Annotated in this window: 14 protein-coding genes; 9 read left to right on the top strand and 5 right to left on the bottom strand. The window is 52.8% G+C overall.

The features are described from left to right. Nucleotides 1-41: 41 nt before the first annotated feature. A complete protein-coding gene (locus tag AB1N33_RS04445) occupies nt 42-926 on the bottom strand; it encodes an alpha/beta fold hydrolase (protein WP_411270337.1) in 885 nt (294 codons plus the stop codon). A 148-nt stretch (nt 927-1,074) separates the two neighbouring features. Between AB1N33_RS04445 and AB1N33_RS04440 the strand changes: the two genes are divergently transcribed. Continuing rightward, nucleotides 1,075-1,929, top strand: coding sequence for an alpha/beta hydrolase family protein (locus tag AB1N33_RS04440; RefSeq protein WP_411270336.1), 855 nt, complete (start codon nt 1,075-1,077; stop codon nt 1,927-1,929). Nucleotides 1,930-1,932: 3 nt separating this feature from the next. On the opposite strand, the gene yghU is transcribed toward AB1N33_RS04440, so the two are convergent. Beyond that, nucleotides 1,933-2,802, bottom strand: coding sequence for a glutathione-dependent disulfide-bond oxidoreductase (yghU, locus tag AB1N33_RS04435; RefSeq protein ID WP_411270335.1), 870 nt, complete (start codon nt 2,800-2,802; stop codon nt 1,933-1,935). Between the two features lie 223 nt (nt 2,803-3,025). Here yghU and AB1N33_RS04430 point away from each other — a divergent pair, with 223 nt between their 5' ends. Continuing rightward, complete coding sequence (locus AB1N33_RS04430) at nt 3,026-3,916, top strand: hypothetical protein (RefSeq protein ID WP_411270334.1); 891 nt, start codon at nt 3,026-3,028, stop codon at nt 3,914-3,916. An 85-nt stretch (nt 3,917-4,001) separates the two neighbouring features. Here AB1N33_RS04430 and AB1N33_RS04425 read toward each other — a convergent pair whose 3' ends face one another. The 3 genes from AB1N33_RS04425 to AB1N33_RS04415 form a co-directional block, all read right to left on the bottom strand. Next, nucleotides 4,002-4,970, bottom strand: a complete 969-nt coding sequence (locus AB1N33_RS04425; protein ID WP_411270333.1) for a DUF4382 domain-containing protein — start codon at nt 4,968-4,970, stop codon at nt 4,002-4,004. Between the two features lie 282 nt (nt 4,971-5,252). After that, on the bottom strand, nt 5,253-6,944 hold the full coding sequence (locus AB1N33_RS04420) for an NAD-dependent malic enzyme (protein WP_411270332.1): 1,692 nt from the start codon (nt 6,942-6,944) through the stop codon (nt 5,253-5,255). Nucleotides 6,945-6,999: 55 nt separating this feature from the next. Beyond that, complete coding sequence (locus tag AB1N33_RS04415; protein WP_411270331.1) at nt 7,000-9,636, bottom strand: penicillin-binding protein 1A; 2,637 nt, start codon at nt 9,634-9,636, stop codon at nt 7,000-7,002. A gap of 143 nt (nt 9,637-9,779) precedes the next feature. Here AB1N33_RS04415 and pilM point away from each other — a divergent pair, with 143 nt between their 5' ends. The 7 genes from pilM to aroB all read left to right on the top strand — a co-directional run bounded on the left by pilM (nt 9,780) and on the right by aroB (nt 16,205). After that, complete coding sequence (pilM, locus tag AB1N33_RS04410) at nt 9,780-10,844, top strand: type IV pilus assembly protein PilM (RefSeq protein ID WP_411270330.1); 1,065 nt, start codon at nt 9,780-9,782, stop codon at nt 10,842-10,844. After that, nucleotides 10,832-11,416 (top strand): PilN domain-containing protein, encoded by a 585-nt coding sequence (locus AB1N33_RS04405; RefSeq protein WP_411270329.1) that lies wholly within the window; start codon nt 10,832-10,834, stop codon nt 11,414-11,416. The genes pilM and AB1N33_RS04405 overlap by 13 nt, the downstream gene beginning before the upstream one ends. Next, entirely contained in the window at nt 11,413-12,021 is a 609-nt protein-coding gene (locus AB1N33_RS04400) for a type IV pilus inner membrane component PilO (protein WP_411270328.1), read from the top strand. Before AB1N33_RS04405 ends, AB1N33_RS04400 begins: the two co-directional genes overlap by 4 nt. After that, a complete protein-coding gene (locus AB1N33_RS04395) occupies nt 12,021-12,566 on the top strand; it encodes a pilus assembly protein PilP (protein WP_411270327.1) in 546 nt (181 codons plus the stop codon). Before AB1N33_RS04400 ends, AB1N33_RS04395 begins: the two co-directional genes overlap by 1 nt. Next, entirely contained in the window at nt 12,559-14,331 is a 1,773-nt protein-coding gene (locus AB1N33_RS04390) for a type IV pilus secretin PilQ (protein ID WP_411270326.1), read from the top strand. Before AB1N33_RS04395 ends, AB1N33_RS04390 begins: the two co-directional genes overlap by 8 nt. Before the next feature lie 263 nt (nt 14,332-14,594). Continuing rightward, nucleotides 14,595-15,113 (top strand): shikimate kinase AroK, encoded by a 519-nt coding sequence (gene aroK, locus AB1N33_RS04385; protein ID WP_411270325.1) that lies wholly within the window; start codon nt 14,595-14,597, stop codon nt 15,111-15,113. A gap of 21 nt (nt 15,114-15,134) precedes the next feature. Next, the gene (gene aroB / locus AB1N33_RS04380) at nt 15,135-16,205 is read left to right on the top strand and encodes a 3-dehydroquinate synthase (RefSeq protein ID WP_411270324.1); all 1,071 of its coding nucleotides are present in this window, start codon (nt 15,135-15,137) and stop codon (nt 16,203-16,205) included. Nucleotides 16,206-16,361 lie beyond the last annotated feature (156 nt).

The raw sequence follows: 16,361 nt of genomic DNA, 5'->3' as shown, positions 1-16,361 counted from the left end.
CAAAAACCGGTTCTGGAGACTTCCTGACAGTGTATACCACTTCAGGAAATGGCGTCGGTCAGTGAGACAAAAAATGTCAGCAGTGCTGACGCCACATCCGCCGGCAGCTCATCCTGCACAAAATGCCCGGCCGACAATCGCACCTGTTCAACGCCTCGCGGGAAACTACTTTCAATGTCGTCGAAATACTCGGGAATGATGACCACGTCCTTCTCTCCGTAAATCAACAGACCCGGCATAGCATAGGGTGTATCCAGCATGGCCCATCTCGGCATGTCGAATTGCATCGCCCGGTAATAGTTGGCCGAGGTTGTTGCAGTGCCGGGTATGGAAAACGTCCTCACGTACTCGTCGAACATGGCGGATGGCAGCGTTCGTCCCTTCGCGAGCTGCAAAAAGTGCGACAGCCAGACCCGCTCATTACCGGGTATCATTGCCTCAGCCAGTTCCGGCTGCTGCTGAAAAAACTGATACCACAGGAACCGTATTCCTCCCCGTTGCGTGAGGGCTTCCCGTGCCTTTGCCTGACCGACCGGATTGTTGATCAACGAGATGTTGAGCAGCGCCAGCCCGATCACACGTTCCGGACTTGCCAGCGCAACTTCCTGCGCAATAATCCCGCCCCAGTCATGCCCCACTACAATAAAACGGTCGATCCCCAGGGTATCGATAATCGCGAGCATGTCGTTAGCCAGTTCAGTCTTGGCATAATCCGCTACATCAAAGGTCCGCTCACTGTCCCCCATCCCGCGGGTATCAGGCCGGATATAGCGCCACGTTGCGGGCAGATGTGCGAGTGTCTCTTCCCAGCACATGCTGCTTTGTGGCCAGCCATGAATCAGCAAAACCGGTATGCCCTCACCGCCACTATCACGAATAAAAAAGCGCCCGCGAGGTGTTGTTAACTGACCACAAAATGCTTCCATCGGTATCCCGTTTCTGTTTTTCCAGTAACTTAGTAAAGTAGAGCAGTCCCGGCATCATGTCCACGCCATCGTCAGTCAACGACCATCAGAACTTGCAGTTGACAGTAATTTCGTTTCTACTGGTTTGACCAGATAGGGTGGACACCTGATGAACGAACAACATATCCCGATAACCTGTGCAGACGGCACGCTGCTCGCGGGCACACTGTATCAGCCCCACGAGGTGCAAGGGACGGTCATGATCGGTCCGGCCACGGGCATTAAACGACAGTTTTACAGTCACTTTGCCCGCTATCTTTGCGGGCGGGGCTTTGCTGTGCTGACGTATGATAACCGGGGTATTGGCGAGTCACTGCAAGGCTCTCTGGCAGCGTGCGATGCCAGTCTCATTCACTGGGGACGTCATGATATGACTGCAGTGCTGGACACGTTAAACGCACGTTTTCCCGGTCTTCCCCACTTTCTGGTTGGCCACAGCGCTGGCGGCCAGCTGGTTGGTCTGATGGAAAACGCTCATGCACTGACGGCCATGTGTAACGTGGGTAGCTCGTCTGGTCAGCTGCGAAATATGCGTCCCGGCTATCAGATAAAAGCCCACTTTTTTATGAACCTGTTTATCCCTCTGTCAAATCTGGTGTTTGGCTATACCCAGTCACACTGGGTTGGCATGGGAGAGCCACTGCCCCGACAGGTTGCGCGGCAGTGGCAACAATGGTGTAACGGGCAGGGTTATGTCAAAACCGCCTTTGGCCGCGAGATAACCAAGCACCATTACGACACACTCAGTATGCCCTCACGCTGGCTTTTGGCAAACGATGACGATATTGCGAACCTGAAAAACGTGCACGACATGCTCAGCGTGTTTGATCGCCTGCCAGCCGACATTGTCACCATTGAGCCTGCTGAGCATGGACAGCGCAGCATCGGTCATATGGGCTTTTTCTCACGCCGGGCACAGGCATTATGGCCGCTGGTCGGTGACTTTCTGCTGCGCCACGCGTGATAATCAGCACGACTGACCTGCTGCCGCCAGCGCATTGTCGATATCTGCCGCACTGTGACGGTTTTCAAGCTGACCGTCGTCACCCCAGGTGCGGTTTACAATCCGCCCGCGCTTCACTGCGGGGCGCTGTGCAATCAGTTCGGCCCAGCGCAGAACGTGCTGATATTCCCTGACCTGCAGAAACTCGGCGGCATCATACAGATTACCCAGCACCAGATTGCCGTACCAGGGCCAAATCGCAATATCCGCAATAGAATAGTCGTCGCCCGCCATATAGGTGTGGTTTGCCAGATGCTGGTCCAGCACGTCCAGCTGACGCTTGGTTTCCATCGCAAAGCGGTTGATCGGGTATTCCATCGGATTGGGCGCATAACTGTAAAAGTGACCAAATCCGCCGCCCAGATAAGGCGCCGAGCCAACCTGCCAGAACAACCAGTTCCGGCACTGTGCGCGCGCATCCGGTTGTTCAGGAATAAGTACCTGGTGTTTTTCGGCCAGATACTGGAGGATAGCGCCGGACTCAAACAGCCGTACCGGCGGCGAAACACTGTTATCCACCATGGCAGGAATCTTCGAATTGGGATTCACCGCGACAAACCCGCTGGAGAACTGATCACCATCGCCAATATTAATCTGCCAGGCATCATAGTCGGCCTCGTCAATGCCCATTGCCAGCAATTCTTCGAGCATGATGGTGACTTTCTGCCCATTAGGCGTAGCCAGGGAATATAACTGCAGGACATGTTTGCCAACCGGAAGCGACTGGTCATGGCGTGCTCCCGCCGTCGGTCGGTTGGTGCTGGACCATTTACTGCCGTCCTCCTGCTCCCATGTCCAGATCTCAGGCGGGGTATAGGATGTATTATTCTGCATTTAAGCTCCTGTCATTGTGTGACTGTCTACTGTTATAAGTTGGTCGCAATGACGGGATCACAATATGTCGCTGTACGTTTTCTTATACACATTTTGTCTATCTCATGACCAACGGAGATCGCCTGCCTCGGTCGCTGGCAGGTATAATGCGCGACGAACTTATCCCGAAAGGCTGGTGCCGGGATGCAAGCAGCCCAGTCCCTTAATCCCAGGCCGGTACGTCATGTTTTCGTTGTTTCGCCCATTCAGTTTCCTGTTTCTTTTCATCCACGTTACGCTGGCCGCTGCACAGACAGATGCGTCCACGATGATCTGGCTGTCTGAGGGTAACCCGGAAGCGGATAAAGCCATCACCCTGGACGAAGCGCTGAGAGATCTGATTATCAGTGGCATCGACGACATTCACTTTGAGATCCAAAAAACCAATGCACAGCGCGCGATGCTGCAACTGAAGACATCTCCCAATGTGTGCGTCAGTGATAAGATATACAGCCCCGCCCGTCAGGCATTCAGTCTTGCCAGTGACCTCCCCCAGGTGGTCGTGCCCGGCCTGCGCCTGTATCTGAGCCAGGCTCAGTCTGATGACGTCAGACGCTTTCTGGCGGATCAGTCTGCGCCGTCGTTGCACGACATCATGTCACGTTTCACCACGCTCAATATTGCGCTGGTTAAGGGTCGGTCGTACGGCAGTGAACTGGATACGCTGTTTAGCCGTTCTGAGTGGCAGGACCGAATATGGCGACGCAGCAGTGCAGACATGGGAAGCGGCGTCGTCTCAATGATGGTAAATGGTCGCGTAGATGCCACCGTGGAATATCCTGTTGTAGTTAGTCACTATCTGGAAAAACAGGGCATGAGCTCGCCGTTTTTGTCACTGAGCGTGAAAGAAACGCCGGACTATGTGACAGGCTATGTACTGTGTTCTCGCTCTGCCGAGGGACAACGGGCGATTCAGCGCATTTCCGCACGCATTGCTGCACTTTCAAAAACCACAGCCTACCTGCAACCCCACCTGCACTGGTTTGACAGCACGCTGCACCAGGATATTACCCGCTATTATAACACCGTATATGGGACAGATTTGGGGCAGCAGAAAGAGCAGAAAATACGGTAAAAGGCGGACCGTCCCTGGCCCGCAAACTTAACCTGATGATGTGAACCACAGCAGCCCGGGCTACGGCCCCTGTGTTCAGCGTGTGTCAGTCGATAGCGACTGTCGTGGTGTCACCGGCTGTCACAGTAACGATATCAATGGTTTGCAAAACAAAGCCGTCTTCTTCGCCTTCGTCTGTTTCCGGCTCGTCAAACAACGCTGTACAGGAAAAGCTGAGCGTATAGTCGCCAGCAGGGAAGAAGCCACCGATGAAGGCATACGTTTCATTCACATCGTCGTATGTCACCGGAATAATGCTGTACGGACGCGCCTCTGTGTCGCCGTCCGCTACATCGGCATCATCACCCAACTCGCTGATTTCGCTGTATTCGCCCTCATAGACGTACACCGCATTGCCTTCATTGAGGTCGACTTTCTCTGCACACTGAGGCGCATCCAGCAGGGTGCTGTCTACAGTACCTTCGAGCACACCAACGTCATCGTTCAGGACCAGTCTCACGCCCCGGGGTTTGAGAAACACCGCGCTCTGACCATTCGGATCGACCAGGCTTTTACGCAGATCAAATTCCACCGTATACGCCGCCTCGAAACCCGGTAGCGCGCTGAACCCGTCCAGCTTCAGTTCATTGCTTGGTACGCGAAGCGGAAACGTGCCATCGTCCATCACAATGTACGAGTCCTCGGTGACAACCAGACGAAGCTGACCATAGTCGCCAACAGGAATCTCGGTCTCTTCGACGAGAGTCGCGAAGCTGGTGCCCTGCAGGGTGAGCAGATCCACGCTGCGCGGATCGCCGTTATCATCGGTCACATCAAAAGTAATCGGCTCGCCGTTACCGGTAAGCTCGACTTCATCAAAATACACAACCACCTCTGAGGCGTTGTCTACCGGCGCATCAGAGATAGCCAGGGAAAATGTCGCTGTGTCCGGTGTCGGATCCGGCGCAGTGACACCGCTGTCAGACCCGCCACCACAGGCGGCCAGACCGGTAAGTGCAATCGACGCCGCAATAATCTGGCGGACAGAGATGTGTTTTGTTGTTGCTCGTTTCATGCTTACTCCACGTTATGAGACGATTGTGTCATGAGATAATTCAATGACTATGCCAAGGCCATAAAGTCATTATTTTTCAAATTGTTAGTGAATACAGAATGACAATTGACGGTAATCAAAGCGAGAAAGTGTTACCGATTGGCAACAGAATATAAAGACCGGTGGGGTATCCGCACTGATACATGCGAAAGGGCTGAAATACGGGGATAACTATTTTTTTACGGGAAAGTGGCGTTTTACCCCGATATTACACTCGGGGTAAAACGGCATATGCACAACACATCAGATGCTGACACGTTTATACGGACGGTATTCCGGTTTCCAGAAATGCCGTTCAATGGCGCTGCGCAGTGCGTCGTCACTCATCTCCAGTGCGAGTCCCTGCTCCATGGCCACCTTGCCTACCGCAAAGGCTATCTCTTTACTTAGCGCGGCAATGCCAGTCAGCGGCGGTAACAAGGCGCCGGTTCCTGTATTCGCCAGTGGCGACGCATTGGCCAGCGCAGTAGACGCGGCCATCAGCATTTCGTCACTGACCAGGCGGGCTTTGGCTGCCACCACCCCAAGACCAATACCAGGGAAGATATACGCATTATTACATTGCGCAATCGGGTACGTGTTACCGTTATATTCTACCGGCTTGAACGGGCTGCCGGTAGCAATGATCACATCGCCGTCAGTCCACTCAATGACCTGCTCTGGCCGCGCTTCGACCTGACGGGACGGGTTGCTCAGCGGGAAAATAATCGGCGTTTCACAATGTTCACGCATCGCACGCACGACCTGTTCAGTGAACAGGCCGGGCTGACCGGACACTCCAATCAGGATATGAGGTTCGGCACAGTGGATCACATCCAGCAGGGATGGGTACGGACCACTGTACTGCCAGTCAGCAAGATCAGACTGTTTGTGCTGGAGTTTTTGCTGGAAGTCGCGCAGGCCTTCCATACCTTCTGTCAGCAAACCAAAGCGATCAACCATGAACACCTGCCGGCGGGCGGCTTCATCACTTAATCCCTCGCGCACCATCTGCTGGATCAGCATCTCTGCAATCCCACAGCCGGCAGAGCCCGCACCAACAAACACGACTTTCATGTCGGACAGTTTTCTGGATTTCATACGGCAGGCTGCCAGTATGGTACCCAGCGTCACTGCCGCGGTGCCCTGAATGTCATCATTAAAGCAGCAAACTTCATTACGATAGCGGTTAAGCAACGGCATCGCATTTGGCTGAGCAAAATCCTCAAACTGGATCATGACATCCGGCCAGCGACGTTTGACAGCCTTGATGAACATGTCGACGAACTCGTCATAATCTTCCTGACTGATGCGCGGATGACGGGCACCCATGTACATCGGGTCGTTGAGCAGTTTCTCGTTGTTGGTACCCACATCCAGCATAACCGGCAGCGTATAGGCCGGGCTGATCCCCCCACACGCGGTGTACAATGACAGCTTTCCGATTGGGATCCCCATCCCTCCGATACCCTGGTCGCCCAGCCCCAGAATGCGCTCGCCGTCTGTCACAACAATCACTTTCACCTTGCGCTTCGTGGCGTTACGGATAATGTCGTCCAGCTGATGGCGCTCTTCCCACGACAAAAACAGGCCGCGTGAACTGCGGTAAATATCGGAGAACTGTTCACATGCATCGCCCACGGTCGGGGTGTAAATGATCGGCATCATTTCGTCGATGTGCTTTTGAATCAGCCGATAAAACAGGGTCTCGTTGTTGTCCTGAATTGCGCGCAGATAAATATGCTTATTAAGGGCATCGTCAAAACTGCTGTACTGCATGTACGCACGCTCTACCTGCTCCTCGATAGTCTCATAGCGTGGCGGCAGCAGGCCGGTCAGATTGAACGCCGTGCGCTCGCGGGCGGTGAATGCACTGCCCTTATTCAACAGGGGCGTTTCCAGCAGCGATGGGCCTGAGTGAGGAATGTAAAGATACCGGTTTGAATCTTCAGACATTGGGATTCCGATTGTTATTTTTTAGCAACAGATACCCTGAACCAGTGCGGGAGGATCAGAAAACGTCTTCTGGCTCAGGGGTGGTTTCATCGTCCTGCTCTGCCGGATCCACGATATCTTCATCGCGAACATAGACAGCGGGCTCGGTACCCTGCAGGAAATATTCGAATAGTGTCGTATGGTCTGTGCGCTGGGTCAACTTACCACTGGTACGATCAATCCGGACGCGCACGATTTTATCGGGTACGGCAATAGGCGAGAATGGCTTGTCAGCAAGCGCTTCCTGCATAAACCGGATCCACGCCGGTCCCGCTGCCTTGGCGCCGTCTTCCCCGCCAATCATGGCATTGCCAATCCAGTTGAAGCGCTCAGGATTGCGATTGATCAGGTTCTGATTGCGCGTCGCGCGGCCCAGTTGTCGCCCCATATCATCAAAGCCGACCCAGGCGGTTGCTACCAGATCGCGGTGGAAACCACTGAACCAGGTATCCCTGGAATCATTGGTGGTACCGGTCTTGCCGTGAATATCGGTGCGCTGCAGTAAGTTGCGTGCCCGCCAGCCGGTACCCAGCCAGTAGGTTTTTTTACTCCATTCACCGTTGGCGCGCACAGCTGTGCGCATCATTTCTGCCACCAGGAACGCATTCTGCGATGAAATGACCTGGGGTGCAGGGCGTTTGGGTGTCGCCTGCGGATCATCGAGTGCAACATCGCCCAGTTGCTTGGCTAGCAATCGCTCAATATCGTCTTCCTCTGTCTCAGCCGGCGCCTCCTCACAGGGATCGCAGGCCCAGACCGGATCGGCCTGCCAAAGAACATCGCCCTGCTCGTTCAGGACTTTATCGATGAAATAGGGATTCACCAGATAGCCGCCGTTGGCAATCACAGTGAAAGCGCGCGCGACTTCCAGTGGAGTATGCGAACTCGACCCAAGAGAAACCGTTTCATCGAGGGGAATATCGTCGCGGTTAAAACCAAATTTGGTCAGATGGTCCACCGTGTTCTGCAGCCCGACGCCACGCAGTAGCCGCACGGATACCACGTTTTTCGATTTACCCAGCGCCATTCGCATCCGAATAGGACCGTCATATTCAGGCGGCGAGTTTTTCGGACGCCAGGCGGTCCCGGATGCCTCATCCCAGTGATTGATCGGGGCGTCGTTGACGATAGAGGCCAGGGTATAGCCATGTTCGAGCGCCGCTGAATAGACAAACGGTTTGATGTTCGATCCTACCTGTCGTTCCGCCTGGGTCGCCCGGTTGAACTGGCTCTGGTAAAAGCTGTATCCGCCAACAACGGCCTCGACTGCGCCGTTTTGCGGATTAAGCGCAACCAGCGCGCCACTGACTTCAGGAATTTGCGCCAGACGCCATTTACCCTCCTGCTGACGGATATAGATGATGGCACCGGCGTTAAGAATATCGGAGGCAAGCTGGGGATCATCGCCCTGTCGGTTATCAGTAATATAAGGGCGCGCCCAGTCAAGACCTTCCCAGTCAATGGTGATGGTCTCACCATTCACGGTCAGCACGGAAATCGACTGGTTTTCCACGGCCATCACTGCGGCCGGCACCAGCGGCGCAAATGCCGGAATTTCCTGGAGAGCCGCCAGCACCGTCTGCTTGTCCGGGATGTCCCGCATGTCATCGGACAGGGTCAGTGCCTCACCCTCTGCGGCTATTGCGGAATCGCTGCTTTCTTCCTGCTCTGGCTGGTTCCAGAGATAACGCACAGGCCCCCGATAGCCATGGCGTTCGTCGTAATCGTGAAGGTTTCGCACCACCGCATTTTGCGCCGCCAGTTGTAAGTCTGAAGGGGCGGTAGCGAACACCTGATAACCACCGGTTTCTGCTTCTTCCTTACCGTAGATCTCGACCATTTCACTGTAGATAAGGTCGGCCAGATAAGGCGCATCTACTTCAATTTCAGCGCCATGCTTACGCGCTGTGACAGGTTGCGCGGCGGCATCCTCAAACTGTTGCCGGGTAATATAGCCTTCGTCCAGCATACGCAGCAGCACCACCCGGCGGCGTTCCAGAGAACGCTCCGGTCCACTGATGGGATTGAGTACCGACGGTGCTTTTGGCAAACCGGCTATAGTAGCCATCTGGGCCAGCGTCAGATTATCCAGTGTGGTGCCATAATACACCTGAGCCGCTGCGCCAAAACCAAACGCGCGGTGCCCCAGTTCAACTTTGTTTAAATAGAGTTCAAGAATTTCATCTTTGGTCAGCACCTGTTCCATATGCCAGGCGATGAAAATCTCCTTAATTTTACGGATGTAGGTTTTTTCGCGGCTGAGAAAGAAGCCTCGGGCCAGCTGCATGGTCAGTGTACTGGCGCCCTGCCGTTTTTCTCCGGTCAGCACCAGACTAATTGCCGCGCGAGCAATTCCGATCGGATCGATACCATGGTGCTCGTAGAAGCGGCTGTCCTCGGTGGCCAGCACTGCATTAATCAGGTCTTGTGGTACATCCTCAAGTTTTACCGGGATCCGCCGTTTAACACCATATTGCGAGATAAGTTTTCCGTCCTTGGTATAGATGCGCATAGGGGTCTGCAGCCGCACATCCTTGAGGACAGTGACGCTTGGAAGCTCGGGTTTGATATAAAAATAGATACCTGCCAGCGTGGCGGTTCCCACGGCAGTCCCGAGTAAAACTAGCAAAAAGAGAGGTTTAATGTACTTCACGAAATAACATTACCAAGGCAAGATTGCCATTTATGACGTATATTTTCATACGTATGTGTGTTTAATTGAACCCTAACAGCATAAAAAATTTCGTAAGATTTTATGCTAGAGACAAATCGACCCATTTTAACGGACATCTATCAATGAAGTCGCTGTTCAAAAAAAAGGCGCCAGCTATTGTGGGCTTAGACATAGGCACGCGTCAAATCAAAGCCGTCTGGCTGGAGCAGTCCGGAGACAATTATGTGCTCCAGGGCTACGCGTGCGAGCCAATTGGCAAGATGGCGTTTTCTGAACGTGAGATCAAAGACTATGAAGCCGTGAGTCTGGCGCTGAAGAAAGTACGTGCGCATCTCAAAACCAAAATCAAAAACGCCAATGTAGCGGTAGCCGGTTCATCGGTGATCTCAAAAGTGGTCTACATGGACACCGATCAGAACGATTTTGAAATGGAAAGCCAGATTGAAATCGAAGCCGACAGCCTGATCCCCTATCCACTTGAAGAAGTGTATCTGGATTTTGAAGAAATTGGCCCTAGTGAAAACTACGCCGGTAAGTCAGATGTATTACTGACTGCAGCCCATAAAGACATGGTGGATAGTCGTCTGCTGCTGGCACGCGAGGCCAATTTTGAGCCAAGCATCGTCGATGTAGAAAGTTACGCGCTGGGCAACGCCATTGATTATTTTTATCCGGTTGAAGAAGAAGACTGGATTATTTGCATTAATGTTGGGGCGTCGCTGTTGCAGGTATGTGTCTGGCAAAACGGCGATGTCATCTACACCAAAGAGCATGCATTCGGGCTGAATAACCTTATCAGCGACCTGGCCGCTATACATATGGTCGATGCCGACGAAGCGGAAAAGCAATTATTGGATGACAGCCTGCCCGCGAACTGGGTAGAGGATACCCTGCCAATTTTTGCTGCCAACCTGCAGCAGCACATTAATCGCGCACTGCAAATGTATGTGACCGCGACACACGCCAGCCAGCCTAAGAAGCTGCTGCTGAGCGGAGGGGCTGCCACTATCGCCCCGCTGATTGACATTCTGCGTCAGGACCTGGATCTCGACGTTGAGGTGTTCAATCCGTTCAGCGGGATGACCATTAACCCTAAAATTGATGCCGACAAACTGGCTGAGGTTGCCCCTCAGCTGGCCATAGCGGCAGGTCTCGCAAGCAGGAGTTTTGTTCCATGGCACATATAAACCTGCTTCCGTGGCGCGAAAAGCAGCGCCAGTTCCAGAAACAGCAATATCTTGGCGGCCTGGTTGCAGTCGCAGCCATTGTTGGTCTGATTTTTTGGTTTGTCGGTCAGGCCATTGACCAGCAGATTAACGGTCAGAATGCGCGTAATGCGTATTTGCAGGCTGAAATTGCCAAACTGGATACGCAGATTTCTGAAATTCAGAAAATCAAAGAAAGTAAGAACGCAATTGAACAACGTATGGCACTGATTGAACAGCTGCAGGCCAGCCGGAATGTATCACCGGTTATTTTTGACGAGCTGGCGAAAATAGTGCCCGCGGGGGTTTCGTTCAAGTCAATGCAGCGCCAGGGTAATCGCATAGAGATTCAGGGTATCAGCGAGTCAAACAACCGCTTGTCAGACTTTATGCGTCGCCTTGAGGCCTCCAGTGTGTTCACCAACGGTGAATTGTCATCGATTGTTGCCGACCCGGATTCGAATCAGGCAATCAGTGAATATACGCTAACGTTTCATATCAGCCCTAAGCTGGCCCCTCTGGCCGAAGGAAATAGTGGAGGTAACACGAAATGAACTTTGATGTTGCCAAACTAAAAGAACTCAACGAACTTGATTTTGAACAGGTAGCGGTGTGGCCCAAAGAGGTCAAAATCGTGGTTGCCGCGTTTGTCGCAATTCTGGTGGGTGCACTGAGTTACTATTTTCTGGTCAGCCCCAAACTGCCGGTGCTGGATGCGGCTGAAGTGCGGGAGCAGGAGCTTAAACTGCAGTTTGAAGCCAAATACCGTATTGCGGTAAACCTGGAAGCGTACAAAGAGCAGTTGGCCCGCATCGAAAGCGACTTTTCATCGATGCTGAAAAGCCTGCCTACCAGTAACGAAACGCCAGGATTGCTGGATGACATTACTTTTGTGGGTACGTCTTCCGGCCTGAATTTCAAAATGCTGAACTGGCAGCAGGAAGTGCCTAAAGAGTTTTACACCGAGCTTCCAATTGAAATGGAAGTGTCTGGCGGATATCACAATATTGGTGAGTTTATGTCGAAAGTGGCTGACTTACCGCGTATTGTTACGCTACACGACTTTTCGCTGGAAGGGGAAAAGGGCAACCTGCAACTGCAGCTTCAGGCCAAAACATACCGTGCCGCCAGCAGCGATTTAAAGCAGGGAGGTAAATAATGGTCCTTTCCCGCGTTATTTTTGTGACGGTTGCGGTTGGCGCGCTCTCTGCATGTTCTCCGGAGATCGGTGATTTACGGGCCTATACTGAGCAGGTAAGGCAGGTCACAACTGTGAGTATCGAACCCTACCCGGAGTTTGAAGCAAAGCCGGCGTTTGTTTACACCGCACAGTCTGAGCGTAGTCCGTTTGTCCGCCCTCGTGCGACAACGGCGTCAGTGTCAGTGCAAACCCGTGAGAATTGTCTGCAACCAGACTTCTCAAGGAAGAAACAACAGCTGGAAAGCTACGGCCTGGATGCCTTATCTCTGGCCGGGAGTTTCGCAAGCAATGGTGTACGGTACGTGCTGTTTAAGTCCAACGATGGAAAGCTGCATAAGGCAACGCAAGGCAGCCGTATTGGTTTATTTCATGGCAAGATTATGTCTATAGGAAATGCGTCGGTGACAATAGAGCAACTGCTACCAGACGGAGCAGGCTGCTGGCAACGCAAGGAAACAACGTTGACGGTTGCCTCGTCGACAGGAGAAAACGAGAATGTCTGAGCGATACATATTTAATAAGAAGTTAAATCGGACCGGACGAAAATGGTACTGGGTAGGTGGCTCTGTGGTAGCCCTGATCCTGTTCAATGTGCTTGCACGACCGGTCGCAGCACAGACTGACGAGCCCGTGCTGTTTGACCCTGCACCGGCTGAATCGGCGTTTACCTCCACATTAACCGGCATTGATTTTGCGCGTAAGGCAGACAATACCGCCGTTGCGACTATCACCTTCGACAATGCGGGTACGACACCGCAGTTGATTGAATCACAGGGTGAACTGACGGTCACACTGCCCAAGACCCAATTGGCTGACGATCAGTTTGTTGAACTGGATGTTTTACAGTTCGCCACGCCCGTGTCCGCTATTGAAACGTTTCAGGATGAGGACGGCGCGCGCGTGGTATTTCGCTACGAAGGCACGGTTTATGCGCGGCACAGCAAGCAGGATAATACCCTGCGCGTTGAAGTTGAGCCGATGACGGAAGAAGAGGAGGCCAGCCTCAACGATGAGTCGAAATATACCGGCGATCCTATTTCACTGGATTTTCAGGATGTACCCGTGCGTCAGGTGCTGCAGATTATTGCGCAGGTTAACGGCTTTAATCTGGTAACGACTGACACGGTGAGCGGCAACGTTACGATTAGTCTGTCCGGGGTTCCCTGGGACCAGGCGCTTGACATGATCCTGAAAGTGAAAGGCCTGGACAAGCGACTGGATGGCAATATTCTGCTGATTGCACCGGCCGATGAGCTGGCTGCGCGTGAGACGCAGCAATTGCAGTCTAAGAAGCAGGTATCTGACTTGGCACCGCTGCAAACTGTGCATATTGCCATTAATTATGCGAAAGCCGCTGTACTGGCCACCATTCTGAAGTCGAATGAAGGCGGTATTTTGTCTGATCGCGGTTCGGTTACTGTTGATGAGCGCACCAATACCCTGTTAGTTCGCGACACGCTGGCATCCATTGACGAAGCTCGGGCTATGATTGAGGCACTTGACGTACCGGTTAAGCAGGTACTGATTGAAAGCCGCATGGTAACGGTGCTGGACAATGTCGACGAACAGCTGGGCGTTCGCTGGGGCTTCAGTGACCGTCAGAATGACGATGGCGTATCTGGTTCGCTGGAAGGTGCAGAGACCATTGCCGGCGGCGTGATACCGGCCATTGGCGATCGTCTTAATGTGAACCTGCCGGTATCCTCTGCAGCAGGGACCATTGGTTTTCAGGTAGCATCACTGGTTGATGGCACGATCCTGGATTTGGAACTGTCAGCACTGGAATCAGAAAACAAGGGTGAAATTATTGCCAGCCCGCGTATTACGGTAGCCAACCAGCAGGAAGCCTATATCGAACAGGGTACTGAGATCCCATTTGTCCAGGCAACATCAAGCGGCGCAACGGCAGTTGAGTTCAAGAAAGCGGTACTCAGCCTGAAAGTCACGCCGCATATTACGCCGGACAACCGCATCATTCTGGATCTGGTCGTCACCCAGGATACCCGCGGTGAAACGGTATCAACGTCAACGGGTAATGCGGTAGCTATCGACACCCAGGAAATCAAAACCCAGGTACTGGTTCAAAATGGCGAAACCGTGGTTCTGGGCGGTATATTCCAGCAGACCAGCTCAGATGGCGTAACCAAAGTGCCACTGTTCGGCGATCTGCCTGTGGTTGGCGCACTGTTCCGCAACAAATCGGTACTGGAACAAAAACGTGAGCTGCTGATTTTTGTGACGCCGAAAATTGTCACCGAGCGCATGTAAATACGGCCACTAATCTCTGAAAAGGGGCGGTCTATCCGCCCCTTTTTTATAAAAATATCCCGAAAAGCGTCAACTCTTTGGCGTTTACCCGCATCAACACTTGCAACTGCTCACGGTAAGCTGAGATAATCGCGCTCTCGAAATTTTAGCGAGGTTTAAGGAGTGGTGCTTATTGGAAAGATGATAGGCACGATTGATTGGGTAGGCAGGTAATTCAACGAATTCTACCCCTAACTTGATAAAAAGTTGTGATGTAAGCAAATATGGCTGAAAAACGTAATATCTTTTTAGTTGGCCCCATGGGTGCAGGTAAAAGCACCATAGGCAGACATCTGGCAGACGAACTTCACCTTGAATTCTATGACTCTGATCAGGAAATCGAACGCCGTACCGGCGCCGATATCGCCTGGATCTTCGACCTGGAAGGTGAAGAAGGTTTCCGCAAGCGCGAAGAAAATGTCATTAATGAACTGACCGATAAACAGGGTATTGTTCTGGCAACCGGCGGCGGCAGCGTAGTCAACAAAGCCGTACGTAACCGTCTTTCTGCCCGCGGCATCGTTGTCTATCTTCAAACCACCATTGATAAGCAGGTTGCCCGTACTCAGCGCGACAAGCGTCGTCCACTGCTGCAAAATGACGATCCGGAAAAAGTACTTCGCGCGCTGGCGGAAGAACGCAATCCGATGTACGAAGAAATTGCGGATTACGTCATTGAAACCGACGACCAGTCCGCCCGCGCCGTCGCGAATCAAATTGTCAGTAAGATTGGACTATTCTAATTAAAATAAGGAGCTACGACTGTGCCAGACGTGAATGTAGAACTGGGAGATCGTAGTTACCCGATACATATCAAGGCCGGGTTGCTCAGCACACCCGGCTTTTTTGTGCCTTATATAAAGGGGCCGCTGGCTGTCATCATTACCAATGACATTGTGGCCGACCTGTACCTCGATAAGGTACTTAGTGCCTGTGAGGGCAAGCGTACCGAAGTCATTCGTGTGCCGGATGGCGAAGCCAATAAATCACTGCAGCAGTATGAACGTATTATGACCCGCCTGCTGGAGCTTAATGCCAGCCGTGATACCACGCTGATTGCGCTTGGTGGGGGTGTGATTGGTGATTTGTGTGGATTTGTCGCCGCTACCTACCAACGCGGCGTCCCGTTTATTCAGGTGCCCACCACGCTGCTGTCACAGGTCGATTCGTCGGTTGGCGGTAAAACTGCCGTTAACCACCCACTGGGGAAAAACATGATTGGCGCATTTTATCAGCCACGCGCCGTCATGATTGACACCCACACCCTCTCCAGCCTGCCTGACAGAGAGTTCGCCGCAGGCATGGCCGAAGTCATTAAGTACGGGATTATTTACGACAGCGCCTTCTTTGCAGCGCTGGAGCGGGATGTTGAGGCTCTCAAGCGTCTTGAACCGACAGTGATAAGCCGCACCATCCAGCGCTGCTGTGAAATTAAGGCCGACGTGGTTGCTCAGGACGAGCGCGAAGGCGGACTACGTGCCATCCTCAACCTCGGACACACGTATGGCCATGCCATTGAAGCAGAACAAGGCTATGGTAACTGGCTGCACGGTGAAGCCGTTGCAGCGGGCATGGTGCTTGCTTGTAAAACTGCAGAAGTGTTTGGCTGGCTTTCTGCGTCGGAAACCCGACGTGTTGTTGCGTTACTGTCTGCCTTTAATCTGCCCGTCATCGGGCCAGGCGGCATGAGTAAGGCCGATTATGTCAAACACATGAAGCGGGACAAGAAGGTGGCTGCCGGTAAGATGCGTTTTATCATTCCTAAACGTATCGGTCATGCCGTGGTGACAGATGAAGTCACCGACGACATACTAAATGCGGTACTCGGCAAATAACCTTCTATTATTCAGAATAAGGTACGGTTTCTCTCTTGAGTGTCTGCGGTCTGACAGGCGGTAGGACCGGAGCAGCGCGCGGACCTTAATTTCAGAACCTACCGCAGCATGGATGCTGCGGTAGAGCCCCCATGGATGGGTTTACGGCGTGTTCTG

The sequence above is a fragment of the Alteromonas nitratireducens genome (genome assembly GCF_040812025.1).
Classification (GTDB): domain Bacteria; phylum Pseudomonadota; class Gammaproteobacteria; order Enterobacterales; family Alteromonadaceae; genus Alteromonas; species Alteromonas nitratireducens.
Note: the sequence above shows the minus strand (reverse complement) of the source record. Positions and strands in the feature narration are given on the sequence as shown.